The sequence below is a fragment of the Clostridium gelidum genome, assembly GCF_019977655.1.
In the GTDB taxonomy this organism is placed as follows: Bacteria; Bacillota; Clostridia; order Clostridiales; family Clostridiaceae; genus Clostridium; species Clostridium gelidum.
The window spans coordinates 505,001-531,970 of record NZ_AP024849.1 but is presented as its reverse complement, the minus strand read 5'-3'; the positions used below and the strand labels follow the sequence as shown (position 1 = coordinate 531,970).

24 protein-coding genes, 1 tRNA gene and 1 rRNA gene (1 of these 26 running past the window's edge) are annotated in these 26,970 nt (G+C 28.8%); 5 read left to right on the top strand and 21 right to left on the bottom strand.

Annotated elements, in window-relative coordinates:
• Positions 1-119: 119 nt before the first annotated feature.
• On the bottom strand, positions 120-980 hold the full coding sequence (yabG, locus tag psyc5s11_RS02485; protein WP_224036065.1) for a sporulation peptidase YabG: 861 nt from the start codon (positions 978-980) through the stop codon (positions 120-122).
• Between the two features lie 216 nt (positions 981-1,196).
• Positions 1,197-2,195, bottom strand: a complete 999-nt coding sequence (locus psyc5s11_RS02480; protein ID WP_224036064.1) for a CotS family spore coat protein — start codon at positions 2,193-2,195, stop codon at positions 1,197-1,199.
• A gap of 109 nt (positions 2,196-2,304) precedes the next feature.
• Here psyc5s11_RS02480 and psyc5s11_RS02475 point away from each other — a divergent pair, with 109 nt between their 5' ends.
• A complete protein-coding gene (locus psyc5s11_RS02475; protein ID WP_224036063.1) occupies positions 2,305-3,426 on the top strand; it encodes a glycosyltransferase family 4 protein in 1,122 nt (373 codons plus the stop codon).
• Positions 3,427-3,496: 70 nt separating this feature from the next.
• Here the strand turns inward: psyc5s11_RS02475 and psyc5s11_RS02470 are convergent, their stop codons facing one another.
• From psyc5s11_RS02470 to psyc5s11_RS02450, 5 genes are all read right to left on the bottom strand, one after another.
• Positions 3,497-3,850 (bottom strand): hypothetical protein, encoded by a 354-nt coding sequence (locus tag psyc5s11_RS02470; RefSeq protein WP_224036062.1) that lies wholly within the window; start codon positions 3,848-3,850, stop codon positions 3,497-3,499.
• A 568-nt stretch (positions 3,851-4,418) separates the two neighbouring features.
• The gene (locus psyc5s11_RS02465) at positions 4,419-4,589 is read right to left on the bottom strand and encodes a hypothetical protein (protein WP_224036061.1); all 171 of its coding nucleotides are present in this window, start codon (positions 4,587-4,589) and stop codon (positions 4,419-4,421) included.
• A gap of 172 nt (positions 4,590-4,761) precedes the next feature.
• Complete coding sequence (locus psyc5s11_RS02460; RefSeq protein ID WP_224036060.1) at positions 4,762-5,811, bottom strand: CotS family spore coat protein; 1,050 nt, start codon at positions 5,809-5,811, stop codon at positions 4,762-4,764.
• A gap of 62 nt (positions 5,812-5,873) precedes the next feature.
• Positions 5,874-6,623 (bottom strand): spore coat protein, encoded by a 750-nt coding sequence (locus tag psyc5s11_RS02455; RefSeq protein WP_224036059.1) that lies wholly within the window; start codon positions 6,621-6,623, stop codon positions 5,874-5,876.
• A gap of 1 nt (position 6,624) precedes the next feature.
• Positions 6,625-7,641, bottom strand: coding sequence for a CotS family spore coat protein (locus tag psyc5s11_RS02450; protein WP_224036058.1), 1,017 nt, complete (start codon positions 7,639-7,641; stop codon positions 6,625-6,627).
• A gap of 172 nt (positions 7,642-7,813) precedes the next feature.
• Here psyc5s11_RS02450 and psyc5s11_RS02445 point away from each other — a divergent pair, with 172 nt between their 5' ends.
• Entirely contained in the window at positions 7,814-8,944 is a 1,131-nt protein-coding gene (locus psyc5s11_RS02445; RefSeq protein ID WP_224036057.1) for a glycosyltransferase family 4 protein, read from the top strand.
• A gap of 325 nt (positions 8,945-9,269) precedes the next feature.
• Here the strand turns inward: psyc5s11_RS02445 and psyc5s11_RS02440 are convergent, their stop codons facing one another.
• The 5 genes from psyc5s11_RS02440 to tsaD all read right to left on the bottom strand — a co-directional run bounded on the left by psyc5s11_RS02440 (position 9,270) and on the right by tsaD (position 14,364).
• Positions 9,270-10,412 carry an ABC transporter substrate-binding protein gene (locus psyc5s11_RS02440; RefSeq protein ID WP_224036056.1) on the bottom strand — a complete coding sequence of 381 codons (1,143 nt, stop codon included), beginning with the start codon at positions 10,410-10,412 and terminating at the stop codon, positions 9,270-9,272.
• Positions 10,413-10,423: 11 nt separating this feature from the next.
• On the bottom strand, positions 10,424-10,732 hold the full coding sequence (locus tag psyc5s11_RS02435) for a PTS lactose/cellobiose transporter subunit IIA (RefSeq protein ID WP_224036055.1): 309 nt from the start codon (positions 10,730-10,732) through the stop codon (positions 10,424-10,426).
• A 196-nt stretch (positions 10,733-10,928) separates the two neighbouring features.
• Positions 10,929-12,149, bottom strand: a complete 1,221-nt coding sequence (locus tag psyc5s11_RS02430) for a S1C family serine protease (protein ID WP_224036054.1) — start codon at positions 12,147-12,149, stop codon at positions 10,929-10,931.
• A 185-nt stretch (positions 12,150-12,334) separates the two neighbouring features.
• Positions 12,335-13,336 (bottom strand): alpha/beta fold hydrolase, encoded by a 1,002-nt coding sequence (locus tag psyc5s11_RS02425; RefSeq protein WP_224036053.1) that lies wholly within the window; start codon positions 13,334-13,336, stop codon positions 12,335-12,337.
• 8 nt (positions 13,337-13,344) lie between these two features.
• Positions 13,345-14,364, bottom strand: a complete 1,020-nt coding sequence (gene tsaD / locus psyc5s11_RS02420; protein WP_224036052.1) for a tRNA (adenosine(37)-N6)-threonylcarbamoyltransferase complex transferase subunit TsaD — start codon at positions 14,362-14,364, stop codon at positions 13,345-13,347.
• A 711-nt stretch (positions 14,365-15,075) separates the two neighbouring features.
• Between tsaD and psyc5s11_RS02415 the strand changes: the two genes are divergently transcribed.
• Together psyc5s11_RS02415 and psyc5s11_RS02410 are read left to right on the top strand one after the other, a co-directional pair.
• Positions 15,076-15,774 (top strand): RusA family crossover junction endodeoxyribonuclease, encoded by a 699-nt coding sequence (locus tag psyc5s11_RS02415; protein WP_224036051.1) that lies wholly within the window; start codon positions 15,076-15,078, stop codon positions 15,772-15,774.
• A 30-nt stretch (positions 15,775-15,804) separates the two neighbouring features.
• Entirely contained in the window at positions 15,805-16,368 is a 564-nt protein-coding gene (locus tag psyc5s11_RS02410; protein WP_224036050.1) for a GDSL-type esterase/lipase family protein, read from the top strand.
• Positions 16,369-16,434: 66 nt separating this feature from the next.
• Here the strand turns inward: psyc5s11_RS02410 and psyc5s11_RS02405 are convergent, their stop codons facing one another.
• On the bottom strand, positions 16,435-17,385 hold the full coding sequence (locus psyc5s11_RS02405) for an NAD(P)/FAD-dependent oxidoreductase (protein WP_224036049.1): 951 nt from the start codon (positions 17,383-17,385) through the stop codon (positions 16,435-16,437).
• Positions 17,386-17,432: 47 nt separating this feature from the next.
• On the bottom strand, positions 17,433-18,005 hold the full coding sequence (gene yedF / locus psyc5s11_RS02400; protein ID WP_224036048.1) for a sulfurtransferase-like selenium metabolism protein YedF: 573 nt from the start codon (positions 18,003-18,005) through the stop codon (positions 17,433-17,435).
• A gap of 292 nt (positions 18,006-18,297) precedes the next feature.
• Here yedF and psyc5s11_RS02395 point away from each other — a divergent pair, with 292 nt between their 5' ends.
• Positions 18,298-20,163, top strand: a complete 1,866-nt coding sequence (locus psyc5s11_RS02395; RefSeq protein WP_224036047.1) for an LTA synthase family protein — start codon at positions 18,298-18,300, stop codon at positions 20,161-20,163.
• 293 nt (positions 20,164-20,456) lie between these two features.
• Here psyc5s11_RS02395 and psyc5s11_RS02390 read toward each other — a convergent pair whose 3' ends face one another.
• From psyc5s11_RS02390 to psyc5s11_RS02360, 7 genes are all read right to left on the bottom strand, one after another.
• On the bottom strand, positions 20,457-21,299 hold the full coding sequence (locus psyc5s11_RS02390; protein WP_224036046.1) for a DUF5643 domain-containing protein: 843 nt from the start codon (positions 21,297-21,299) through the stop codon (positions 20,457-20,459).
• Between the two features lie 57 nt (positions 21,300-21,356).
• The gene (locus psyc5s11_RS02385) at positions 21,357-21,731 is read right to left on the bottom strand and encodes a sigma-70 family RNA polymerase sigma factor (RefSeq protein ID WP_224036045.1); all 375 of its coding nucleotides are present in this window, start codon (positions 21,729-21,731) and stop codon (positions 21,357-21,359) included.
• Between the two features lie 279 nt (positions 21,732-22,010).
• The gene (locus psyc5s11_RS02380; protein ID WP_224036044.1) at positions 22,011-23,354 is read right to left on the bottom strand and encodes a TldD/PmbA family protein; all 1,344 of its coding nucleotides are present in this window, start codon (positions 23,352-23,354) and stop codon (positions 22,011-22,013) included.
• 3 nt (positions 23,355-23,357) lie between these two features.
• Positions 23,358-24,743 (bottom strand): TldD/PmbA family protein, encoded by a 1,386-nt coding sequence (locus psyc5s11_RS02375; RefSeq protein WP_224036043.1) that lies wholly within the window; start codon positions 24,741-24,743, stop codon positions 23,358-23,360.
• Between the two features lie 160 nt (positions 24,744-24,903).
• Positions 24,904-25,872: a polysaccharide deacetylase family protein gene (locus psyc5s11_RS02370; RefSeq protein WP_224036042.1), complete on the bottom strand. Its 969-nt coding sequence runs from the start codon at positions 25,870-25,872 to the stop codon at positions 24,904-24,906.
• 200 nt (positions 25,873-26,072) lie between these two features.
• A tRNA-Asn gene (locus tag psyc5s11_RS02365) sits at positions 26,073-26,147 on the bottom strand.
• A 77-nt stretch (positions 26,148-26,224) separates the two neighbouring features.
• A 23S ribosomal RNA gene (locus psyc5s11_RS02360) occupies positions 26,225-26,970 on the bottom strand (it continues 2,166 nt past the right edge of the window).

Sequence of the window (26,970 nt, the reverse complement as noted above, 5' to 3'; positions counted from 1 at the left end):
TTCTGAAGCATATGTATGTATGGTAATATTCTTTAGAATATATATTCTAATATTCTTCACAATATTTATGGTTTAGAATATTACCATAAAAGAATATGGATCTTATCAAGCTTTATCTATTAAATATAAAGAGATTTAGGATACCCCTCCCTATACTTCCCTCTAGTCTGTAGTCCTCCAACTCCTTTTATTCCTGTTATTGTATTTTCAATTACATCAGTTATTGAGACAACATTATCTATTCTAGTATAAGCAATCTTTTCGCATACAAAAACTGGATCTAAACAATGAATTAAAACTCGATTTGGGCTCGACGCAAAGTTGGCACCAACATCTAGTATTCTTTCATAACAACTTTGACATGCACCTGCGAATATAACTAATTCATCATAACTTGAATTATAATTTCTTAAATTCTTAACTGATTCTAAATAATATTTTGAATTCCTATAATTATCTAAATTCAAATAGTCCTTTGGGTCTTTAATCACACTATCATGTCCTGTTAAAACTACTATGTCTGGTTTTATTTCTTTTACTAGATCTACTATTACATCTGGTTGATCTTTTTCCGGTATTGCGCGTCCTACTGCATCTAATGATAATTGCTTATATACTTTTAAACACGTTTCCATGTATTCACTATCTCCATCTACATGAAGTATTTTTCCTGGTCTACCAAATACCAATTCATTTTTTGCTTTGATCTTTGGCGCCTTTTCAACTTTATCTCTAACCGCACCTCTGAGTATCATAACCTTTTTTATAGCTTCATTAACTCTTGTATTTAAAATTTTATCTTGAGAACCACTATTTTCTTCAGCCATATCAAGATCGTCTACCTCTGCATCTGCTATTATCCTTATATTAATTCCTTTTAAAATAATATTTTCTTTTCCGTCCTTTTCTTTAATATCAATTATTTTAAAAGTAACATCTTTCTTATAAGATTTTCTTACAACTATATCTCCAATTCTCATTACTTTCTCCTACCACATATTATTCTACAGTTTATAATATGGTAATGATTATCAAAGGTTTCTTCTATTTTTAATTCACAGTGTACAATGTTTTCCTCTACATCAAGAAAGAGCAACAAAAAAATAATCTTTTAATTATTTTAAGGCTACTCTTTCTTTTAAGTTATACTTATTAAATATTAAATTCATCCAACTCTTCTTTGTAAATTACAATTGTTAAACCTTATATTCATTCTTAAATTTGTTTAGAAAATCTAAATACTTATCTTGTTCATTTATTATAGAGTCTAATTTAGTTGCGAATGTATTTTGTGCCCAATTTACTTCATTATAATAATATCTATTAGCTAGTCTCCAATATCTTTGTGGAAATTGAAGATATGCATACAGTACTTTATATTCCTCCGGTTTTAATGTCGAAACTGAATTATAGGATTCTATAATAGCAGTAGCAAATTCTAAATTCCAATCAACCCTTTTTAAAACTTTTATCATAAAGTTACTTATATCAAAAGTTCTAACTTCTCTTTTACAATAATCAAAATCAATAACATGTATGTCCTCATTATCCCCTAAAATTATATTATGATAAGTAAAATCATGATGGCAAAAGCTTTTTTCATTTTCTGCAAACATGCATAACTCATAATAATCTGATTCTTTTAAAGTTGATAAAGCCTCATTTCCAATTTCCTTATAAAATTCCATGGATTTTAAATACAATAGATCAAAATCACTTTTTATATTCTTTTTCCTTACCATATCTCTCATTTTGTCTAATGATTTAATTCTCTTTTCTATTAAATGAGGCCATCTGCCAAGATCACTTTTAAGTTTTGAATTTTCTGGCGGATCATATCCTTTAGATGCTTCATGAAGATTAGCTAAAGTCTTGGCTGCTATCTTTACTTCATCTATATTATGAAAGTCACATTCCCGCCCTTCTAACCATTCTGATACAGTGTATAAATCTTCATTAACTAATGCATAAGGTTCTCCATTTATGTTTAAATAATATTTATCTAAATTATTAAAACCATTTTTTCTTAAGTGCTCTTTAGCACCATACACAAACAATAATTTTTGAGGCCCATAATTTATTTTCTTTAAACACCTTTCGCCCTTATCTGTTTTAAGATAGTAAACACCCTTATTGGCTTTAATTTTTTCTATCTTAAGGTTAAATTGTCTTTCAATTTCAAATTCCCTCATCATAGTTCTCACCTCCTTATATATTTATATGAGGATATTACTTCTTTTATTAACATTTTTTATATTCTTTTAATATAATACATTAATATAACTACTATGAAAGGGTTTAATAATGAAAATAGGAATAGATGGTAGGGCTGCAAAGTGGTATCAAGGTACTGGAATAGGCACATATACCAATCAACTAATACTGAGTCTTAATAATACCGATTTTAATAATGACTATTTAATTTTCATGCCACAATGCAACTCTATAAATAATTTAAAAAGTAATTTTAAAACCGAACTTGTTGAATCAACATCTTCTAATAGTTTTTGGGACGATGTAAATGTTCCTAATATATTAAACAATACTGATATAGAGCTTTACCATGTACCTCAAAATGGAGTTGGATTATCAGAAAATATTAAATGTAAAAAAGTTATTACACTTCATGATATAATTCCTTTAAAAATGCCTGAAACCGTTAGCGATAGATACCTTAAAATATTTAATGATGAATTGCCAAAAATCTTAGAAAATTGTGATGGAATAATTACGGTCTCTAACTTTTCTAAAAATGACATTGCTAAAGAATTTAACTTTCCTTCTGAAAACATTTATGTAACTCCACTTGCTGCTGAAGATATTTATAAGCCCATGAGTAAATGTCACTGCAAAGATTTGATTACAAAAAAATATGGAATACAAGAAGATTTTATACTTTATGTTGGTGGCTTTAGTCCAAGAAAAAATATTTTAGGCTTAATTGACGCATATTCAACTCTTCCAAGTAAATTGAAAGAGACCTACAAATTAGTTATAACAGGAAAAAAAGGCCCTTCTTATTATAAATATAAAAGTAGAGCTGAAGAACTCCTAGTTTCTAACAATGTGATTTTTACAGATTTTGTTCCTATTGAAGATATGCCGTTATTTTACAATGCTACAGAAGTTTTAGTCTATCCTTCTTTTTATGAAGGCTTTGGCTTACCTCCTATAGAGGCTATGGCTTGTGGAACTCCTGTAATAGCTTCTAATGTTACGTCGTTGCCTGAAGTATGTTATGAATCTGCACTTTTTATAGACCCTAATGATATAGATTCATTATCTTATGACATAGAAAGAGTATTAAGTAACAGCCTCCTCCGGCTAACAATGGTGAAAAAAAGCTTAACTCGTAATAAACATTTTTCTTGGAATAAAACAGCCCTTGAAACTATATCGGCTTATGAATCTATTCTAAAATCTTAAGGCATATGAGATGGTTAAATGAACACCTAAAAATAGGTAGTCCAAATGGGCTACCTGTTAAATTCATAATTTACCAAAAGAAAGATGCAATAACACTAATACAACCATATACCCAAAAAATAAGTTCTAGTATATTATAGTATCGTGACTTATCATTTCTTAAATATTTTATTCTATAGACAGAATCAATCCCCAGCTTACTTAATAACCAAAGTGACATATACTCAGTATGTCGTATATGCATAGATATTAGCATAGTAACAATAAATAAGACTAGCATTATATGCTTAAAATATTTTGGTTGTAACGCATTAACATCAATATACTGTGATTTTGGTATTTTAAATTTATATCTAAGTATCAATCTAAATATTATACACATAATTCCAATTATAATTAGTAAAATAAACATAAGCATTTGCATAATGTTATCTCCTTTAAAAATTTACTTTATCACTTAAATAAATAACTTATCAAATCAAAGAAGTAATAACAAGAATACCGAAATATCCCCAAAAAATAAATTCTATTATAAAATAATATTTAGACTTTTTGTCTTTTAAATGTTTTATCTTGTAAACAGAATTAATAATGTTATAAATTATCATCCAAAGTAATAGATATTTAGCATTTTTTATAATCATAGTGATTATCAACACAATCAAACCTAAAATAGCTAATATATAAATTAAATACTTGGGCTGTAAAACTCTAACGTTAATATTCATGGGTCTTCTTATTTTAAATTTATATCTAATCATTAAACTAGATATTATACAAAATCCAATTATAATTAATGAAATATATATTCGCATAATATTACTCCTTTTTAACCAACCTTGACTGTTCTCAATCTATTTACATAAATTTCTTATTACAGTATATCATAATTTTACTTATTTTTACATTATAGCATTTTTAAAACTACTAGCGAATTTATAAAAAAAAGAGATAGCTTAAAACTTAACGTCTAACCTATCTCTTAAAAATAATTACTGAGCTTGCAAGAATTTTTCATAGTTCTCTATCATATCCTCTCTATCTGTCATCTTTAACCATTTGTTATATTTCTGAATATTTTGTTCTAGAGTTTCTAACTTTATCTTGCTATTTTTTTCTTTTTTCATTTCTACATACATATTTATCTTAATTATATTTCCCATTTGTTTCACCGCCTTTATTATTATACATAATAATACAATTTAATTTCCCATTTTTGGTACTAAAATCTTAGGAAAAGGAATAAAAATAAAGGTTATACTTTATTGGGTGTTTTTCATAAACCGTATAACCTTTATTTTTACTTGAACATATTTTGATAATATAATAATAATTTTAATTTCTAGTATTTATAACAAACGTATTTTTATAAGCTTCTAAAAATTCGTATCTAAATTCTTCATTATTCAATTTTGTCTTAAATCTATTTAAATAAACTTCATATTCCCACCTTTTTCTTTTATAGTAGTAATCCCTAGAAATAGTATAAAAATCTCTTGGAAATTTTATAAGTATATATAATAGTTCTTTTTCTTCTTTCTTTAAAAGCGAAATATTCTCATACCCATTTATGCACATTAGCATTTTATCTATATCAAAAGCTACATTTTTTATAGCTTTTAAAGTAAAGTCAGAAAGATCCATTATTCTTAAATCTAAAGTCATAAAGTCAAAATCTATTATGCTTATTTCATTATTTTTAGTTAAAAAATTATGGTAAGCTAAATCGTTATGACAAAGACAAATTGTATCTGCCGATTGTCTCAAATCATCATACTTACTTTTTTCAAGTTCCTCTTGTACCTCTTTAATCTCCAATAAATGCTTGTCTACATTTTCAGTGAATAATTCATCAAACTCATTTTTATATTTATAACTCTTTACTAAACTTTTCATCCATATTAATTCATCATATGCTTTTTGAAACTTATCCTTTAAGGATATGTCTAAAAAATCCTTATTGTATTTATCTTTTAAATATTGTCTTAATCCATTGGATGAGTTATGCATTAAAGCTATATTTTCTGCACAAAGATTAATTTCCACTGGATTTGAAAATGATGCTTCTCTTCCATCTAAAATATCCATAACAATATAAATATCATCTTTCCACTTCTTATAACTCAAACCATCCTTAAATTTATTATATGTTATTACATTATTGTAACTCTTTTTAACATAATCTAAAGAATCACTTATTAAATTTATTCTATCAACACCATAGTTTACTCTTTTTAAAACTTTATTTCCTTCATCTGTAGATATTACAAATACTTTTCTAAGAGGAACAACATCATTCACTTTTATCCCAAGCTCATTAAAAAACTTCAAACTCAAATCATAATCACATAAATAATTTTTTTCTGAATACTTAGTTTTATTCATACTTTTCCTCCTAACAACTAACTAAATTTTAGATTCTCAAAAAACTATTTGTTCAAATATATCTATAGAATAAAACTCTTGCTTTCATATTTCAAACTTTTCTTTAATCCTAATAATATTTCCTCATTGGTTTTTTCTTTTTTGCTATCTTTATACGTCTCCCATGTTTTAAAAAAATCCTTTGGATAACTACATAAGCCTCTCAAGTAATCAAAACTATTAAATGATAAATGAGATCCATGTACAAATAATTTTATTAGCTCTTCTTCATCTATATCAAATTGTTTTCTCTGCAATTTCTTAATATAATTATATAAGTCTTCTTCAACTAAATTGTATGTCAGGTCTTTAATTATACCTATTTCAATCTTTCCTTCATTTTTTCTTAAGTTATTTCTATCAATTTTACCAATGCAAATTTCTTCTCTGTTCATACTACGCCTTATTATACCAAGATAATCATGTACATAAATATGATTTAGTGCTTCTTTAGCTTGCTTTAGCATCGTCTTACCATCTGATAATATTAACTTTTCAACCTCATTTGTATAATGTTTACTAACTATATAATCATAGTGTCTTTGCAGTTTCTTTATTTGAACTTTATAATCTTCAACTTCCTTACCTATGGTACTTCTAATTCTGCTCATTCCATTAAAATTACAACCAATTAAAGTTTTATGAAGCTCTACAATTAAACTAATTTGAGAAGCAATGTCTTTCTTGTGAATATTTTTATCATAATTAAAATACTTCCCAACGATAGTTATTCCCTTTATATTTAAATACTCATTAATACATAATTCATCCATATTAATTTCCTCCACTAAAATAACTATTAATAAACGCTTCTCTCTCAGTACAATCATCTAAATATTTTTCTAACTTACTTAGAAAAAAATCTTCTCCCCAAGGTTGTTGCTCCCAATATACTTGCAATCCTATTTGCCAAAAAGTTTGAGGAAATCTTATAAATTCTCTTATTATAGGAATTTCATCTTGCTTAACTTCAATATTGCCACTATATGCATCCAAGATTAAATTACATTTTTCTTTTTCCCATTTTCCATCTTTCATATTTCTTATTAATAATGAACAGAGATCATGAAGATGAGAATCTAATATGCAATAGTCAAAGTCTATAATATTAATATTTTTATTATCATCTATTAAAATATTATGGTGGGCATAATCATGATGACAAAAACTTCTTTTAAAAACTTCTCTCTCCATAATCTTTACATAATTATTTCTTTGCAAACCTAGTATGCTTTTTTCAGCTCTTTTTGTTTCTCTTTCAATGTTTTCTAAATATAGTAAGTCAAAATCAGACTTATGTGCTTTTTGATCTATTCTATTTTTAAAATCAATCATTTCATTTTTTCTTGTTTCAAATACGCGAGTCCAAGAAAACCAACCAATCCTTGGCTTCATGTTTTTTTCTAAAGTAAAACCTTTACTACACTCATGCAACTTTGCAAGTTCACTTGATATCATAGCTAATTCTATAGGATTATCGTAATTACTTACCCTCGATGGAATCCATTTAGTTAAATAAACATATTTTCCATCTATGCATCCATATTCTTTTCCATATTTATTCACAATAAATTTAGGAATATTAGTGAATCCATTTTCTTGTAGATGTTTCATTGCACACAAAATAAAATAAAAATGAGAGAATTGATATTTAATTACTTTTAAACAATATCCCTCATCCTTAGCAATAATTTTATAACTGTTTTTAACCTTTTCTATATTATCTACATTTAAACTATAGTTCTCTTCAACATAGGTTTTAATTTTAAGTATCTCTTTATTATTCTCCATAAAACTTTCCTACTACCCATTATTTCTTTTTATTATATGTTCTTAAATAATTTATTGTGATTTAGATTCACAAAAATTAAAATCATTTAATACTTTATACTAAAGACATATGTAAAAATTTCACCTGAGACTGTTAATTGTTAACTCATAACTGAAAAGAAGGGGTGTTCATATGAAAATTGCCATTGATGCTCGTAGTGCTACTTTACATCAAGGAACTGGCATTGGTACTTATACTAATAATCTTATATCTGAGATTCTTTCTATAACTTCAAAAGATGAATTTACTTTATTTTGTTCTGGAAAATTTAATAAGGAATTTAATAAAAAAAATACTAATATAGTATTTTCTTCTGGTAGGCATGGTGGTTTTTATGAAAATTATTATATTCCAAGTATCTTAAATGAATTGCATGCTGATTTATATCATATTCCTCAAAATGGAATAGGCTTTGATTTTGATACAGAAATACCAACTATAGTTACAATACATGACTTAATTCCATATACGATGCCTGAAACTGTAGGACGCAGTTACTTAGAAAGATTTTTACGTGATATGCCAAATATAATTTCTAATTCTTCTGGTATTTTGACAGTTTCTGAATACTCAAAAAAGGATATTCTAAAATTTTTCAGTTCTTATCCTAAAGATAAAATATTTGTAACCCCCCTTGCTGCAAATAGCAACTTTAAACCAATAGACAAAAATAATTGCAAATTGTATGTAGAAAATACCTTTGGTGTAAAAGATCCATATATATTATATATAGGCGGATTTAGTTCAAGAAAAAATGTTTTAGGTTTGGTTAAAGCCTTTAGTAATGTTTATAAAGACTTTAACAAACCATATAAATTGCTACTTGGAGGTTCATTAAGAGATGAAGGTGAAAAATTATTTAACTTTGTGAAAGAAAATAATATGCAAGATAAAATAATTTTTTGTGGATATGTAAAAGATGAATTTTTACCTGTCCTTTATAGTGGTTGTGATGCTTTTGTTTATCCTTCCCTTTACGAAGGCTTTGGATTACCGCCACTGGAAGCCATGAGCTGCAAAGCACCAGTAATTACTTCTAACTTAACATCAATTCCAGAAGTAACCGGGAATAATGCAATTTTAATAAATCCATATAATATCAATGAATTAGAAAATGCTTTAGTCGCTCTTCTAAATGATGAAACTTTAAAGAAAAACCTTAGTGAAAAAGGCTACTTAAGAAGCCTTGAATTCACATGGGCAAAAACTGCTCAAAATACATTAGATGCCTACAGGAAACTATCTTCACAATACTTAGTATAAATACTCACTGTGGAAACTTGGCTTATGCGTAAATACGTCGAAATAAAGTTGTACTCATACTTAGTATTATATTTAAAATCTATTATACTTAGGCATATATCTAAACAGAGAAATTGGATATATGTTTGTGCAGTTGGCATTAGAAAATAAGCTGTTGAAACTTCTTAATGGCAGGTTGTTCCATTTTTGCTTGTCCTGAGCTTGCCTCAGGAGCAAGCAGAAATGGGTGCAACCTGCCATTTAGAAGTTTCCAGGGAAATTTTCTTAGTCCAACGGAATAAACATGTATCCAATTTCGGCGAATCATATGCCTAACTTCGGGTATCTACTGTACTCTAAGTTCTTGCTTTATCTTTATATATTTATCATAGTCATTAATCCCCGGAGTTTTTTCTTCTATATTACTTAATACTACAAGTGGACTTTTCCCAACGAAATTTTTTACATTTTCTTCAATTTCTTTGCTACTATAGGTATATAAATAACTTGAAAAGAATTTTCCTTGCTTCACATACTTAACAGTTTCCTTGTTATTAGTTATTACATAAGTTATAAATTTTTCAATTAGTTTTTCATTATCGGTATTTTGGTTTAATACTAATAAATTATCTCCTTCTGATGCAAAAAACTTATTTGCTCCTGGTTTAATACTTGGTACATTCCCTGTGCTCCATTCGCAAATTTCTTCTAATACCATTATTTCTTTCATAGCATTAACTGAAGATATCCTTGCTAAAAATTTTCCTCCGTCTTGTAAATTTAGAATATTATTGTCCTTTAAATTTTTAATCATAGCTTGAACTTCTAATTTTATCTGATCTATACTTTTATCATTACTAAAGCTCTCCATAGTTAGTAAGTCTAATAAGTCTTCATAATCTTGTCCTGTTGCATTTATTATACTTACTTTTCCATTGCTTTTTGTATATATGTCTTTACCAATCCTCACAATATCTTCCCAAGTATTCATGCTCTCTCTTTTATATCCATATTCTCTTAGCATATCTTCTCTTACATAAAAAGCTAGAGGTCTAGAATTCAGTGGTATTCCTATTGAGTTATCACCATACTTAACTTGATTTACCCTATATTCAGAAAAGTTCTTAGCATAATTGTTTAAAAGTTTGTTGTCCTTATTATAATATTCATAATTATTTAATTTTAATTTTTCGAAATTAAACCTATCTATTTGTGCAATATTCGGAGTTTTTATTTTAGTATTTACTTGTACCTTATCAGTAATTTGATTATAACTCTCTAATTTTTTTATACTAATTAAAGTTTTATCATTTAGTTTCATAAAATTATTTGCGCACTCAACTAAATACTCATAAGAATTTTCGTTTACTAAAAGTTCTATGCTACCTTTAACTTGCTGCTCTTTATTGGGTTGATATAAATTAATACTTATTATTCCTATTACAAAAAAAACAGCAAATATAACAGCATATCTAATTTTATTTTTCATATATTATACCTCTATTGAATAGAACTTATTTTTTCATGTACTTCTATTAATTCCACCGCTAAATCTTTAAACGTCATTGTTGTCATTAAATGATCTTGAGCATGTACCAAAAGCAATGAAAATTCTATTTTATCATTCGCAGCTTCACCTTGAATTAAACTTGTTTGAGAACTATGTGCATATCCTAATTCCTCATCAGACTTTATTATTAATTCTTTTGCTTTCTCGAAATTTCCTGTTTTAGCTATAGCAATTGCTTCCATTGAGCAGCTTCTTGCTTCTCCACTATGCATTATTATATTTAATATTATTTCTTCCATAACTTTCTCCTTCTTCTCTTTAATCATCTAAAAATTAAAATGCCTTACACTTATTCATTATTATATATTACTACTTTTCTTCAAATTTTTAAAGGATGATTAATAGAAAAAATTTAGGATTGATAATTGTATAGTATCATACATTTACCAATCCTCTCTATATCTTTAGGTATATTTAAATATTATTTTAGATACCTTAATTTGTTTTTTCTTCTAATACAACCGATACACTAACATTTTTGTTATTTCTTACTACTTCTACATTCATAGTATCACCAGCTTTTTTGCCTTCTTTTATAGCCTTAAGTTCTTCAAGAGTCTTAGCTGACTTTCCATCAGTTTTAACAATTATATCTCCCATCTTAAGTCCAGCCTTTTCTGCTGGTGAGAATTCATCAACTGCTATTATATATATTCCCTCTGCTAAATTATTTTTCTTAGCCATAGTACTATCAATTACCCTTATTTGAATTCCTAAATTTAAAATAGGTTTTGATAGAGCATCTATTTTATTTTTTACTTCATTTATCGGAATTGCAAAACCTATACCTTCAATAGTAGTTTCTCCTAATACTTGAGTTCCTAACTTCATAGAATTTATTCCTATAACTTGCCCTTTAGCATTAACTAATGGACCTCCACTATTCCCTGGATTAATAGCTGCATCTGTTTGAATTAAATTAACATTTGCTCCATTTTGCCCTTCTATAGTTCTATTGCTACCACTTATAACTCCTTTTGTAAGTGTTTGAGCAAAGTTCTTTGAAAGAGGTGTTCCAATTGCTATAACTTCTGCACCTGGATAAACTTCGTCAGAATCTCCAAGTTCTGCAATTGCTGGGACTTTAGTTCCTTCTTTTAGCTTAAGCATTGCAATATCTTTTTCTGAATCGTAGTTAACTACAGTTGCACTAACTTCAGTTTTATCACTTAAAGTAACTGTAATTTCCTTAGCAGTTGAAATTACATGATAATTAGTTAATATATATCCTTCTTCATTTATAATAAATCCTGAGCCCATTCCCTCTACTTCTCCAGATGAAAATCCGTTCGTTTCTGTGCCTTTAGTAGAAACAATAACAACTGCTGGTGCTACCTTATTAAATGCATCTGCTGCTGACATTGCATCAGATGTACTTGCTGTAAATGATTGTGGAATGGTACTTACTATTGGTTTTGTATTAACACTATTATTAGATTTAATTAGTGAATAAGTAATCCCACTTCCAAATACTCCACCTATAATTGTAATAAGTAACATTCCTGCAATCTTACCTAATAAACGTATGCCTCTTCCTTTTTTATTTTCTCCATTATTATTATTTTGAAAACAATTTTCCCAAGCAACTTGAGTTCCTTGATCTGCTGGCATTGATTCTACATCAATAAATTTTCCATTATTCTCATTATTATTCATATATTTGTCCTCCTTTTATATCAATTATTAATTTATTTATACTCAGCAATTAAGTCATATATTTTTTATTTTTTAATATATACAAGTTATTTATACTTACATCTACTAGAACTAAATCTATAATGTAAGTATAAAGCTATTGTGTGTCAAACAAATGACAACAATATGTAGTTAATCATACTTTTTTATGACTTTTTAGCTGTTTTTTTTGCATCCTTTAGAACGCTATTTACTCCATTAACAATTGTATTTGAATCTAATAATGAAAATGGTGAACCCTCTATTTCTTCTTTATATACTGTTGTAACTGCTACATTCCCTATTTTTTTTATAGGGTCTTCTTCATTATCAGTTATTAAATATAATGGTTTATTAGATAATAAGCCATCTATTTGACTATTGGATACACCTTTATATAAATTTCCCAATTCATTTGAAACAGCTTCCTTATATTTCTTATTGTTTTTAAAACTATTAAATTCAGCTAATTCACTTTCCGTTAAATGCTCTTTAAAAATATTATTTTCCATAGTTAATCCCATCTTACTCAATAATGATGTTAAGCTAAAATTAGTACCTATTTTTTCGAATTCACTTCTATAATATTCAGATTTAATACTTTCCTTGAATTCATTAGTTTTAATTTCTTCTTCTGATATAGGATTAACTAACACAACTCCCGCAACTGAATCTGGATATAAGCTAACAAAGTTAGTCGTAACTAAGCTACCATATTCTTCTCCAACTAAAATATATGGTTCTGGTGCTCCAGCTTTTTTAAGCAGAGCTTTCAAATCTTTTGCTTGCTCTTCTGGTGTTCTAGTTTCTCCACCATCATTAAACCCATACCCTCTTCTATTATATGTAAATGTTGATATCTTTGTCTGTTCTAATTCTCTGCAAACCGTATCCCACTCATAAATATTTGTTCCAGTTGCCCCATCAAGCACTACAGTGTAATCTCCACTTTTCTTGAACTTATATTCCATCTTATTTCCATCTATTCTAATATACTTAAATCTTGATTTTAGTCTTTCATTATCAAAAACATTAGTTATCATTTGTATTGCAAATCCAAAAATCAGTAGTCCTACAATGAAAATAATACACTTTTTTAAAACTCTTCTCTTACTAACTTTATCTTTATCAACCTTGTGTATCCCATTAGAGTGTGATAATAACTTCATATTAGAATCTACGCCTCCCCTAATTTCAAATTAGGCTTTGCATTTATATCCAAATCAGATATTATCCTTTCTTGATAATTAAAATAAGCTGCACTTCCTATCATTGCTGCATTATCAGTGCATAATATAGGCGATGGGAATAAAATTTCAATTCCCCTTTTTGCTCCCTCTTTTAAAAGAGTTTCTCTTAAACACGAATTAGATGCAACTCCACCTGCTACTGCAACCTTTTTAATTCCTCTTCTCTCGCAAGTTAAAAATAAGTTAGTTTTTAATGCATCAATAACTGCTTTCTGAAATGATGCTGCAATATCAGCTTTATTTATCTCTATATCTTTCATTTGCGCTTTATTCAAATAATTTAATACAGCAGATTTGACTCCACTAAATGAAAAATCTAAGGTATCCTCTTGAAATTTAGCTCTTGGAAAATCTATTGCATTTTCATTTCCTTCTTTAGCTAATTTATCAATTTTAGGACCACCTGGATATCCAAGTCCGAGTGCTCTTGCTACTTTATCATAAGCTTCTCCTACTGCATCATCCCTTGTTTGAGCAATAATTTCAAAGTCTCTATATCCTTTTACATGCACTATAAATGTATGACCACCAGAAACTACTAAGGATACAAATGGTGGCTTTAAATCTTTATGCTGTATAAAATTTGCACTAATATGTCCTTGTATATGATTAACTCCAATTAATGGTTTTTTCGAACCTAATGAAAGGCCCTTTGCATATTGAAGTCCAACTAAAAGTGCTCCAACAAGTCCTGGTCCATATGTAACACCTATTGCATCAATATCATCTAAAGAAACTTCCGCTTCGGAAAGTGCAGCTTTTACTACACTATCTACTACTTCAATATGCATTCTTGATGCAACCTCAGGTACTACACCACCAAATTTTTTATGGGTTTCTATTTGTGATGCAATTACATTTGATAAAACTTCTCTACCATCTACCACAACTGCAGCTGCAGTTTCATCACAACTGGATTCTATTGCTAAAATTATCTTTTTACTCATGCTTAATACCTCTTTTTATTTTAAGTTTAATCTATAACAAATCACATTTTAGATATATCTTTTCAAAATGTCTTATGTTACAGATAAATTCAAATATTGATTAATTACAATATTTTCTTCTACAAAATCTATTTTATCTTATAACGAAGATAAATTCCTCTATTCATTGCATTATTTAATATATTCTTAATATTTAATTATATATCTATTACTCTTAAAATGCATTATTTATATGTAATCACCTAAATATTATACTTTATGTATTCAATAATATGCATTATATCCTCTTAAAATTCGATAACTTATCATTCATTTACAGATAAATTTCTCTAAAAGTATTTTTATAAGGCACATGAAAATAAATAACAAATCCAAAGTTGCAATGAATATTTTTCATCAGGCAAGGAGACTAATTGCCATCATAGCATGTCTATCAGGTCAATTTGCCGACGTGAGCAGTGAACCAAAATCTATGATTTTGTGTGAATCGCTTACTCAAGAAGAGCGTAGCGAATCGAGCTTCATTTATGATTGAAAATAGGCTGGCAAATGGACTTGTTATTTTTTTAATTGTGACTAAATACTCTTTGATTATAAAGTGCATATACTGTATATTTGAAGTAATACTCAAATTATTAGGCATATGAAATAAAATAGACTAGAATAATGACTTGTTCTTTTTTCAATGTGCCTCACTTAAGGAGAATTTAAATGTCTAATTATGCTAAGGTAGTAATTAAGGGATCACCTATTACTAAATCAAATTTTAAATTACACAATATGAACGGACGTGCCATTTTACCAGATAGCTCTGGTAAATATCATGATAGATACGCATTATATGAACAAGAAATTGCACTAATTGCAAGAAGTCAAAATCCAGATATTATTTTTTCTGAAAGCTTAATCGCTTTATTAAAAGTTTATTATAAAAGTGAAAAACGTCATCCTGATACAATTAATATTACAAAAAGTATATTTGATGGTATTGAGAAAAGTGGACTTATAGTAAATGATGCTCAAATAACCAAAATTTTCACCGAAGAATATTACGATAAAGAAAATCCTAGATTTGAATTGGAACTTTTTTCTGAAAGTGAATATAATTTTAATTATACAGTCACAAAAAAAGCTATTCCCACACAGCCGAAATCATATTCCCCACAAAAAAAGACTTTATTGAATAATCTATCTACTAATCATTCTTTAGTTGATAACTTAAAAAATAAAATAAATGCTAAGCCCATTGATACGTGTTTAAGAGAAATTGATAAAGCTTCTAAATGTACTGTAAATAATAAAGCTAAACTGTGCAATATATGTAGCAAACTTATTATTTCAGATGATTATATAAAAGCTGATAGTGGAAAGACTCTCATATGTAAGAAATGTTTTAATAAATTATTTTAGACATATGAAATACAATGAAAGGATTTTATTATGAATAATAATTTTGATATTATTTTTTTGGGAGATAGTTTGACGTTTGGATATGGAGTACCTAAACAAAATTCTTGGGTATATAAACTAACACAAAAGCTTTCTTTTTCATCATTGAATAAAGCATGTAATGGAGATACGACCACGTCCATGCTTTCTCGCTATGATAATGATGTCTTAATTCATTATCCACATAAAATTTTCATAATGGGTGGTACTAATGACCTTCTTCTTGGAAGATCAGTTACTTCAATAATTGATAATTTAGAAATAATGATTAAAGATGGTATGAATATTAATTCAGAAATAATTATAGGAGTACCACCTGTAATTGTTGGACAAATGGCGAATAGACTCTTTTCACCTTCTCACCTATATTCTTACACTGAAAGTGAACTCTTAAAATTAAAATATGAACTTATTAAATTATGTAATAACTATAAAATACAATTTATTAATTTCTATGACTTAACCTTAGATAAAAATAATATTTACTTAGATGGAATTCATTTAACATCTTTAGGTCATGAACTTTTATACAAAGAAGCCCTCCACTATTTTTAAACCGTATAACAATTATTATGAAATTATTTCATAATAATTGTTATACGGTTGTGGTTAGAACTCTTTTCAGCGGTGTATATATTCAGCGGCTTTTGTCCCACATTCAATACCATCTGTTTCTTTCATATGTAGTGCTTTTTCACCATATATAATATTCCCACATGCAAAAAATCCCTCTACTGATGTTTCAAAATCTACTACTTCAGGACCTAATATTTCACTATTAATATTAATTCCCAAATTTTTAATAATAGAATTTTCAGGCACGAAACCAACTGATAATAATAAAGAATCACATTTCTTTTTTTCTATTACCTTACTATTCAGATTCATAATCTCAACTTTTTTAATTCTAGTTTCACCTTCAATTTCTATTACTCTAGAATTTTCAATTATAGGTATATCAAAACCATCAATAATATTATTTATCTCATCGTCATTCATTTCATTAAAGGTTTTTTCTATTACTACACCTTCTACATTTCCACCTTCTATTATTAATCTTCTAGCAACTATAAATCCCCATTTATCCTTAGCTATAATTATGGTTTTTCTTCCTGGCAAATATCCATCTAAATTTATTATTCTATGAGCTTCTCCAACTGTGAATATTCCTGTAAGTCCATTTGTTGGAATAACAATATTACCTAAATATTGTTCTTTTGCACCCATAGCAAATATTATTGCACAAGATGTCACATCCTTAACACCTTCTTTAGAATTTACATAGGTAACTACCTTTCCTCTAGTAACATCCAATACAGTTGTATTTAGAATAATTTCTATAGATAACTTCTCCAATTCTCTTTCTATAAAATCAATATATTCTGGTCCTGTTACTTCGTGCCCAAAAAACTTTTCTCCAAATCCATTATGAATGCATTGATTAATTATTCCTCCAACATTAGGTTCCCTTTCAATAATAAGTATTTTTTTTATCCCTGCCTTTACAGCACCCATTGCTGCCGTCATTCCAGATATTCCAGCTCCAATGATAATTAAATCATACCTTTGCATTTTACGCCCCTCCCTAATCAACACATTTAAATTATATTGTATTAATATTATAATTTTACTAACTTTTCAGATTTTTTCATAGTAATAACCATATCATACATATTTGATATTTCTCCAAAAGTAATATTTTCTCTTAAATTATAGTAATCTAAAGATGTGTCATTTATTAAAATTGCTACACCTTTTTGATATAGCATCCTTATATGTTCTAAACAATTAGAATCTTTATGTAATAATTTAACCCCTGAACTTATAAATAAAATCTCTTTAGGAAGCTTTTCGCATTCATTCAATGCTTCAAAATATTCACTAATTAAAATTTCTCCAAGAGTCTCATCTCCGCCTCCAATTTTGTCACATGCTACTAAAATTGAAAATATGTATTCCTCTTCTATAACTTCTAAACATCCTCTTTTTTCTACTTTTATGCTAAAACTGTTTTCTTCCTCATCTTGATCTAATCGGTACCCCTTGTGAGTTGCATATCTTATAACATTAGATCGTCCAAGTTCACTACTTACTATTATAATCGCTTCACCTTCACCAATTGAATTAAAATATTTTTTTATTTCTCTTATAATTCTTAAATAAGAGAATCCTCTACAATCTATTTCTTTCATGTTTACAGCCCCTTTTCAATGTTTCAATCAATTATTAGTTTAATAGGATTTTTATAATTAACTTTCTAAAATTATAATAATTTGATTTGTGCAAATAAAATGCTTTTATTTACTATATCTTTATTATACAATTTCCTTGCATTAATAGTATACCATCTTAAATTATATATTATTTTATATGCGAAAATATTTATTCACTTTTTTTACCAATATTGAAATTAATTTTTATTTGTTTAATTTATAAATTTATGTATACTATAATGTAGTGATTATATTAAATTGAGGTGACTAAATGAGTTCTTTTAACTATAAACTTAATGAATTTTTTAAAAATAATTTAACAAAAGACACACTAATAAGAATAATTTTCTTCCTAATCCCTTTAGTATCTATAGTGTTGAAGGGAATTATATTTCAAGGTTTTGTTACAAGTCAAAACCCTTATGTTTTTAATTTTTCTGCCGGTTATGATGCCGCCGACCCTTGTTTAAATTATTATATAGCTTTTGCTTTAATATTTTTAAGCTTTTCGCTTTTATTTAAAGGAAGAGGCAGAATAATATATACTTTAGTAATTGATTGTATTTTAACACTATTAATGCTAATTGATACATGGTATTTTAGAGGCTTTCAAACTGTTCCATCTGTATTAGCATTAACTCAAACTGCTAATTTAGATAGTATGTCTGGTAGCATATTATCAATGACAAGCAACTTAGATTTAATATTCTTGTTTGATTTTATAATACTAGCTATATATGTATGCATAACTAGAAAATCTTTTACAAAAAAACATAGACGAGCTGTTAAAACTTTTATATGTACGTTTGTTCTATCAATAGTATTTATAATTTATGTTCCTTTTAGTATAACTGTTTTTAATAATAAAGAAGTTCCTAATGCTTATTTCTTTAGCAATTATGACAAATCAAATACTGCTAAATATTTTTCGCCTATTGGATATCATATAATGGATTGTTATACGACATACCGTGATTCTAAGCCATATAAATTAACTGATACAGATAAATCTGATATTAATGAATTATTTGAAGTAAAAAAAGAGAACTTACCTAACAATGAATATTTTGCTATGTCAAAGGGAAAAAATCTAATTTACATACAAGTTGAATCCTTGGAGAATTTTGTTATTGGACAAAAAATTAACGGCACCGAAATTACTCCTAACTTAAATAAATTAGTACAATCTTCATTATACTTCCCCAATACCTTTGAGCAAGTTAATGAAGGGACAAGCTCTGATTGTGACTTAATGGTTAATACTTCTATGCTACCATTAAGAAGTGGAAGTACCTTCTTTAGATATCCAAATGATTCTTATAATTCCTTGCCAAACATATTGGAAGATGAAGGTTATAGTACTATTGCAATTCATCCTGATAAAGGTTCATTTTGGAACTATAAAAATGGTTTAACTGGAATTGGTTTTGATAAGTTTAATGATTTTTATTCATTTAATGTAGATGAAAGAATAGGACTTGGTATCAGTGACAAGAGATACTTTGAACAAGTTATTCCTATGTTAAAAGAGCAAAAACAACCATTTTATTCTGAAACTATAACATTAACTAGCCATGGTCCTTTTGATATTCCCAAGGAATATAGAGAACTTGGACTTGATTCTGAATTAGATGAAAGTAAACTTGGAGGATACTTTGAAAGTATTCACTATACTGATAAACAAATAGGATATTTTCTTGATATGTTAGAAAAAGAAGGATTACTTGAAAATAGTATTATAGCTATAATGGGTGATCATACTGGAGTTCATAAATATTATGATGATAGTATTAATCAATTATCCCATAAGGAAGATTGGTTCTTAAATACTGGAAATCCTATTGTTCCATTCATTATTTTTGATCCATCTTATAAAGAAGGAAAAACATTTGACAAATTATATAATGGAGAAATTGATGTAATGCCAACACTGCTTTATTTACTTGGTGTAGATAAAGAAAAATATGAAAATACTGCTTTAGGTAGAAATTTATTAAATACAAATAAATCCTTTGCTGTAATAACTAACGGAACCCTTAAAGGTGGAGAAACTCTTACAGATAAAGAAAAAGAAGTTTATAAAAAATCATTAGATACTTCAGATAAAATGATACGTGCAAATTATACCCATAGATAAAGTATATCCTACCGAAAAAAGAAACATGATGGTTCCGGTTTCTAGGAATTTAGATGGATGATTCTAGGACTAGAAGTTGTACCCAAACAGCTTGCTTCAAAGATAAACTTTGAACAAGCTGTTTGGAACAACTTCTAGTCAAGAATCATTACCATCTAAATTCCAATGGAACACTCCACACATCATGTTTCTTTTTTCTGGTTTAGTATTATACTTAAATTTTATCAATATAAAAAAATTAGGATAAGTAAAAACAGAACAACTTCTATTAAAGAAATATCTACAGCTAAATGCTATGATGCAACGTCCACAAAAGCATAACCTTTATTTCTAGTTTTGATTGCTATTTTATAATTTTGGGTGATATCTACAGGTTTTAGTTCTATGCTTATTATATTATTCTCTGAATCTTCAACTTTAGCTCCATTTCCATCTTCTTCTCTGCTAGTATCTACATAATCTCCATTAAATAACACCACTGAGTCTATATTGGCATCTGTATAGTTCCCTTCAACTTTTACAGTTATTTTAGTTTTTTCTTGTGTAGCTTCAATAGATTTAATAATAACCTTAGTTTCCTTATTTAATTGTATTTCTTGATTATATTTTTTATCATTAGAATAACTTCCACTATGCTCTATATTTAATATTTTACCTTCATTATCAGTAACTACATAATCAAGAATGCCATTACGCATATCTTCATTTTTCTCATAATAAGTACCCCTAACGTTTAGTGTATTTCCAAATGGACTCATAACTAGTTTTTCTATTTCAAATTCACTAGCAAGTTTACCAGTAGGTAATGAAATTTTTTTATTTATGTCTATAGTTTCTGAATACTTTGAAGTACCATTCTTAGTAGTTTTAAATTTAAAATCCCAAGGTCCTTTAACATCTCCAACCCAAACTATATTGAATTCCACATCTACATTTTCTTCTAATGTCATTTCTGATACATCTCCACATATTACAGTCTCCATAGTATTATCATCAATCTTTTTATCTGTCTCATTATAATCGACGCTCTTTCCATTTAGTTGTGGTGCACCCATAATACCCTTATTAACAAACTTAGCAATATTATCTCCTTGTATTGTCATTGTTATGGCTACTATATTATCATCTATAGCCATATCGTTAATTGTTATCTATAGTTTTATTTACACTGGTTGAAAATTCCTCAAAATTCTTTAATTTATTTCCTTCAACATCATATCTGAAATCTTTAAAAATAGATTCAATTTTTCATCTGAATTATGTTCTAAACAACTAATATTATTCAATTCATTTTCTTCTAAATAAACTATTTTGCTATTTTTCTTCATGAAAGTCATAGCATTATTAATGAGTATCTTAGTAAGCCAAGTATTAAAATATTTAGGTTCTTTTAACTTGTCTAGCGATATATAAGCCTTGTACAAAGTCTCTTGGATTATATCAAGTGCATCTTCTTTGTTTTTCACATAAGCAAATGCAGTTCTATAAAGTTGCTCTTTCTTACTATTTATTAAATAAGTAAAAGATTCTTCATCTCCATCTATAGCTGATCTTACTTTATCTTCCATATTGCCTCCTTGTATATAATATGTAATTCGAAATAAATTACTATCAATTTCTTCTTACAACTATTAGACTTATAATTTCATTAAATAGTTTTAAATTTCATAAAAATTATTTAATAATAAATATAAACAAAGAAATAGACACGAAATTTGTGCAAGAATTATTGTAATTTCTCTAATCCCATGAACAAATTTCCTGTCTAATTTAGTTTTTTTATTTTCTTGTTCTCTTAATTCATCTAACTTATTAATGTTTTATTCTACAATTTCTTTATTAATAAACTATTTGCCTGCTACTGAAAGTTCTTTTACAACTACAGAAGGACATCCAATACTGCTCATTGGGAATTTTAAGTCACTTCCAACTTCCTCTATATCTTTTAATAGTGTAAAGAAGTTTCCTGCTACTGTAATTTGTTCTATAGGAAAGCTCTTCTTTCCATTTTCAATCATAAAGCCTTTAGCAGCTAATGAGAAATCTCCTGTTATAGAACTAGCTCCTGAATGAAGCCCTGCAAATTCTGTAATTATTACGCCTTCTTTTATACTCTTGCAAAGTTCTTCAAACGATTTGTCTCCTGGCTTAATATAAAAATTTGTGTCACTTACACCAACTACTGATGCATATGAACCTTTAAATCCATTTCCTGTAGACTTAACTCCAGCTTTATATGCAGTTTTTAAGTTATATAATAATGTATTTAATTTTCCTTTACTTATAATTTCTTTTTTGTAAGTTGCAACACCCTCATCATCAAAGGAAGTCGTTCCAAGTCCATCTTGCATATGTGGATCATCAATTATTGTTATTATTTCTGATGCTATAACTTCCCCTTCTTTTCCCTTTAATAAAGACAAGCCTTTTTGTGCTTGCTCTGCATTAAATATTCCTGAGAATGTACCCAGTAATGATACCATTGCTTCATTATTTACAATTATCTTATATTTTCCTGATGGAATACTCTTCCCACCAATTTTAGAAAGTGCTTCTTCAAGACCTTGCTTAGCTAAATCACTTGGTTTAATATCTCCTACAGTCTTAGCTATAACATATCCCATACCATCGTATTTCTCATTATTTTCTTCTACTATAGGCACTACATATGCAGTTAAGCTATTTCTTTCATTCTTTAAGTTAAGTCCCTTTGAATTTATTATCCCATAAGTACCTTTTCCATATCCAATTCCACAACCTTGAAAGTTTACAACCTTATCGCATTGATTTTTACATTCCTTTTCCATTTCTAAAGCAAGAATAATAAGTTCATCTGGTTTTATATTATCCAATTCCTTTTTATAACAATCTAGCTCCTTATATTCTATATCTCCTTCATAGATAAATTGCACATCCTCATTCTCTATTGCAAGTGCTGCTTCTTTTGAATTTGTTATTAAGGTTTTTATAGCCTCTTCATCTAATATTTCAGTATAAGAATATCCCATTTTACCATTTATCTTTCCTCTAAATGAAAGTCCAAAAGCATTAGTTAATTTATACTTCTCAACTTCACCTTCATAAACATTTAAACTTAAATTTTCAGCATCAGAATAATATATTTCACATTCTTCAAACCCTGAAATCTTAGCTTCTTTAAATAACTCTTCTTTAAATAAGTTAAAATCCATATCCTATCTACCTCCTACTGTCATTTTCTTTACTCTAATCATAGGTTGACCTACGTTAGTTGGAATACTTCCTGAAGATGATCCACACATACCTTGGGCTACTTCAAAATTATCTCCAACCATATCTATATCCATAAGAACTTCACTACCCTTACCAATAAGACTTGCACCTCTAACCGGTTCTTGAATTACTCCATTTTTAACTAAATAACCTTCTTGAACAGAGAAATTAAATTCACCAGTTACAGGATTAACAGAACCACCACCAAGCTTCTTAGCATACAATCCATCTTCTATAGATTTAATAATCTCATCTGCCTTATCGTATCCTGCAGCTATATAAGTATTAGTCATTCTCGAAGTTGGTTGGAACTTATAACTTTGTCTTCTTGAACTACCAGTAGCCTCCATATTCATGCGTCTTCCATTTAATTTATCAATCATATATCCTTTTAAGATACCATTTTCAATTAATACATTTCTTTGAGTCTTAGTTCCTTCGTCATCTATATTTAGTGATCCCCAAGCATTTACCATTGTTCCATCATCTATTGCAGTTACCTTCACTGATGCAATTTGTTCTCCAAGCTTACTCGCAAATACTGAATTTCCCTTAGCAACAGCACTAGCCTCTAATGCATGACCACAAGCCTCATGAAATATAACTCCACCAAATCCATTGTCTATAGCAACTGTCATGTTACCCGCTGGACAATTCTTAGCATGAAGCATAGTATGTGCTACCCTTGCTGCTTCTCTTCCATGATATGCAGGATCAACGCTATCAAACATTTCAATTCCCATATGTCTTCCTGGTCCTTCAAATCCAGTTTGGTTTTCTGACCCCTTTGATGCAATTGCACTTACTCCAAGCCTTGTTCTTATTCTTTTATCTTGAACGTATAACCCTTCAGTATTTGCAATTAAAACATTTTGTTCTTTGTCTGAATAGCTTGCAATAACTTGTGAAATATCATCACTAAAATTCTTGGCTCCACTATAAGCACTTTTTAAAATAGCTATCTTTTTATCATAAGTTACATTCTTAGGGAAATAAATTATTGGGTGTATTGTAGTTATCTTCTTTTCATTTAATATAAGTTCCCTTTGACGCTCTCCCTTAACTTCACCTAAGGCTAAAGCTGCTCTATAGGCAGTATCTAAAAGAGTATCTAGACTATTATTATTTGTATAAGCATATACACTATTTAATCCCTTAAAAATTCTAAGTCCTATTCCATAACTTCTTCCACCTATGGCATCATCTACCTTACCATCTACTAGTGATATTGAATTATTTATTGAATCTTCTTCAAATATTTCAGCAAAATCTCCTCCAGTTACTAAACACTTTGCCAGTACTTCGTTTGCAACACTTTTTGATAACATAATATTCCTCCTTGTTTTTTGAATATCTCGTATATATTTAGTTTATTTATCTTCTAATAAGCATAAAAATAGACTATGCTATTTTTTCAAGTAATAATTAATATTATACACATAATTGCAATAATATTCTAATATATAACTTAAATTAGCATAGTCCATATTATTTCATAGTTCTAAATTCATATCCTTGTTCTCTCAAATACTGTATTATTCCAGGTAAAGCCTTTGCTGTTTCTTCTTTTCCATAAGTATCATGCATTAATATAACCGCTTTCTGTCTACCAACTATAGTTTTTATAAGTTCCTGTTTTAGTTGTTCTGCATTCTTAGGTTTACCTTCTGCATCCCTAGTCATAGCATTCCAATCAACTTGATGATAATCTTTTTCTTTCATAAGAGCATCCATGGAATCCATTCCCTTCCATGTCATATGTCCACCTGGGAATCTAATAGCTCTTGTTGAAAAGTTTTCACCGAAAATATTTTTTAAAGATTGATTAGTTTTATTAACATCAGCCATAACATTATCCACATTCACAGTCTTATTGGGATATAAATAATTATAATTATGTGAATAAGTGTGATTTCCTATAGCATTTCCTTCTTCAACTTCTCTTTTTACTAGATCTTTAGTAACTTTACTTTCATCAATTGCTTTTCCAACAAGAAAAAAAGTTGCATGTACATTTTCAGCCTTGAGTGTGTCTAATATATGTGGAGTTACAGTTTCTGATGGTCCATCATCAAAAGTTAAATAAACAACTTTCTTACCATCTGCTGCTCCATCTGGCATTTGTCCTTTCATTTGTTGATTTAAATATTTCTCCACAAATGCTATATCATCAGCTACAGGATCATTTTCTAAGGAATTTACATTACCTTTATTGTCCGTATTATTTTCACCATTTGAATCTAAACTTTTTTCTTTATTTGAGTCCAAATTTGACTCTGAATTTGTTTCTTTATTAACATCAAGTGCTTGTACTGCTTGTTTGCTCTCTGAAAACTTTATAGCCATTAGAGTACTACCCACCACTACAAATGCAACAATAATAATAAACAAAATCATAGTTCTAGCAGTCTTTATATTTTTCCCTTTATTTTTATTGTATCTATGATTATTCTTCATGTCTTATACTCCTTATGCATAACTGAATTTTATTATTTTTGCTCTTTAATTATATAATAAATTAATTATAAAAATATTTTATTATATATATTATAAATTTTTAAGTGATTTTATACAACAAAAAAAAGTCGATTTCTCGACTAATAATTTTTCTTTTTAAGAATATATTTTCCATATTTAATTTCTTTATAAAATGAAAATGGCTCCGCGAAGAGGACTTGAACCTCCAACCTATCGGTTAACAGCCGAGTGCTCCACCATTGAGCTATCGCGGAATATTACCATTGAAAGAATATTGTTCTTTCAAAATTGCATATAGAATTAATGTATATTTTACAATTTGATTAAATAATTGGTCAAGCCCTCGACCTATTAGTATCAGTCAGCTAAATATGTTACCATACTTACACCTCTGACCTATCAACCTTGTAGTCTTCAAGGGGTCTTACTAGCTTACGCTATGGGAAATCTCATCTTGAGGTTGGCTTCACACTTAGATGCTTTCAGCGTTTATCCATTCCCGACTTAGCTACCCAGCTATGCTTCTGGCGAAACAACTGGTACACCATAGGTCAGTCCATCCCGGTCCTCTCGTACTAAGGACAGCTCCTCTCAAATTTCCTACGCCCGCGACGGATAGGGACCGAACTGTCTCACGACGTTCTGAACCCAGCTCGCGTGCCGCTTTAATGGGCGAACAGCCCAACCCTTGGGACCTACTTCAGCCCCAGGATGCGACGAGCCGACATCGAGGTGCCAAACCTCCCCGTCGATGTGAACTCTTGGGGGAGATCAGCCTGTTATCCCCGAGGTAGCTTTTATCCGTTGAGCGATGGCCCTCCCACGAGGTACCACCGGATCACTAAGCCCGACTTTCGTCCCTGCTCGACTTGTAGGTCTCGCAGTCAGGCTCCCTTATGCCTTTGCACTCTACGAACGATTTCCGACCGTTCTGAGGGAACCTTTGGGCGCCTCCGTTACATTTTAGGAGGCGACCGCCCCAGTCAAACTGCCCACCTAACAATGTCCTGTCACCAGTTTCATGGCATCCAGTTAGAACTTCAATACTATCAGGGTGGTATCCCAACAACGACTCCA

Excerpts from the sequence above, each read along its gene's own strand:
- psyc5s11_RS02395 (WP_224036047.1), top strand. The coding sequence starts at position 18,298 with ATGAGTTCTTTTAACTATAAACTTAATGAATTTTTTAAAAATAATTTA.
- psyc5s11_RS02450 (WP_224036058.1), bottom strand. The coding sequence starts at position 7,641 with ATGGAGAATAATAAAGAGATACTTAAAATTAAAACCTATGTTGAAGAG.
- psyc5s11_RS02445 (WP_224036057.1), top strand. The coding sequence starts at position 7,814 with ATGAAAATTGCCATTGATGCTCGTAGTGCTACTTTACATCAAGGAACT.
- psyc5s11_RS02460 (WP_224036060.1), bottom strand. The coding sequence starts at position 5,811 with ATGAATAAAACTAAGTATTCAGAAAAAAATTATTTATGTGATTATGAT.
- psyc5s11_RS02405 (WP_224036049.1), bottom strand. The coding sequence starts at position 17,385 with ATGCAAAGGTATGATTTAATTATCATTGGAGCTGGAATATCTGGAATG.
- psyc5s11_RS02470 (WP_224036062.1), bottom strand. The coding sequence starts at position 3,850 with ATGCAAATGCTTATGTTTATTTTACTAATTATAATTGGAATTATGTGT.
- psyc5s11_RS02455 (WP_224036059.1), bottom strand. The coding sequence starts at position 6,623 with ATGGATGAATTATGTATTAATGAGTATTTAAATATAAAGGGAATAACT.
- psyc5s11_RS02475 (WP_224036063.1), top strand. The coding sequence starts at position 2,305 with ATGAAAATAGGAATAGATGGTAGGGCTGCAAAGTGGTATCAAGGTACT.
- psyc5s11_RS02480 (WP_224036064.1), bottom strand. The coding sequence starts at position 2,195 with ATGATGAGGGAATTTGAAATTGAAAGACAATTTAACCTTAAGATAGAA.
- psyc5s11_RS02415 (WP_224036051.1), top strand. The coding sequence starts at position 15,076 with ATGTCTAATTATGCTAAGGTAGTAATTAAGGGATCACCTATTACTAAA.
- psyc5s11_RS02370 (WP_224036042.1), bottom strand. The coding sequence starts at position 25,872 with ATGAAGAATAATCATAGATACAATAAAAATAAAGGGAAAAATATAAAG.
- psyc5s11_RS02465 (WP_224036061.1), bottom strand. The coding sequence starts at position 4,589 with ATGGGAAATATAATTAAGATAAATATGTATGTAGAAATGAAAAAAGAA.
- psyc5s11_RS02430 (WP_224036054.1), bottom strand. The coding sequence starts at position 12,149 with ATGAATAATAATGAGAATAATGGAAAATTTATTGATGTAGAATCAATG.
- psyc5s11_RS02425 (WP_224036053.1), bottom strand. The coding sequence starts at position 13,336 with ATGAAGTTATTATCACACTCTAATGGGATACACAAGGTTGATAAAGAT.
- yabG (WP_224036065.1), bottom strand. The coding sequence starts at position 980 with ATGAGAATTGGAGATATAGTTGTAAGAAAATCTTATAAGAAAGATGTT.
- psyc5s11_RS02440 (WP_224036056.1), bottom strand. The coding sequence starts at position 10,412 with ATGAAAAATAAAATTAGATATGCTGTTATATTTGCTGTTTTTTTTGTA.
- psyc5s11_RS02380 (WP_224036044.1), bottom strand. The coding sequence starts at position 23,354 with ATGGATTTTAACTTATTTAAAGAAGAGTTATTTAAAGAAGCTAAGATT.
- psyc5s11_RS02435 (WP_224036055.1), bottom strand. The coding sequence starts at position 10,732 with ATGGAAGAAATAATATTAAATATAATAATGCATAGTGGAGAAGCAAGA.
- psyc5s11_RS02385 (WP_224036045.1), bottom strand. The coding sequence starts at position 21,731 with ATGGAAGATAAAGTAAGATCAGCTATAGATGGAGATGAAGAATCTTTT.
- tsaD (WP_224036052.1), bottom strand. The coding sequence starts at position 14,364 with ATGAGTAAAAAGATAATTTTAGCAATAGAATCCAGTTGTGATGAAACT.
- psyc5s11_RS02375 (WP_224036043.1), bottom strand. The coding sequence starts at position 24,743 with ATGTTATCAAAAAGTGTTGCAAACGAAGTACTGGCAAAGTGTTTAGTA.
- psyc5s11_RS02410 (WP_224036050.1), top strand. The coding sequence starts at position 15,805 with ATGAATAATAATTTTGATATTATTTTTTTGGGAGATAGTTTGACGTTT.
- yedF (WP_224036048.1), bottom strand. The coding sequence starts at position 18,005 with ATGAAAGAAATAGATTGTAGAGGATTCTCTTATTTAAGAATTATAAGA.
- psyc5s11_RS02390 (WP_224036046.1), bottom strand. The coding sequence starts at position 21,299 with ATGGCTATAGATGATAATATAGTAGCCATAACAATGACAATACAAGGA.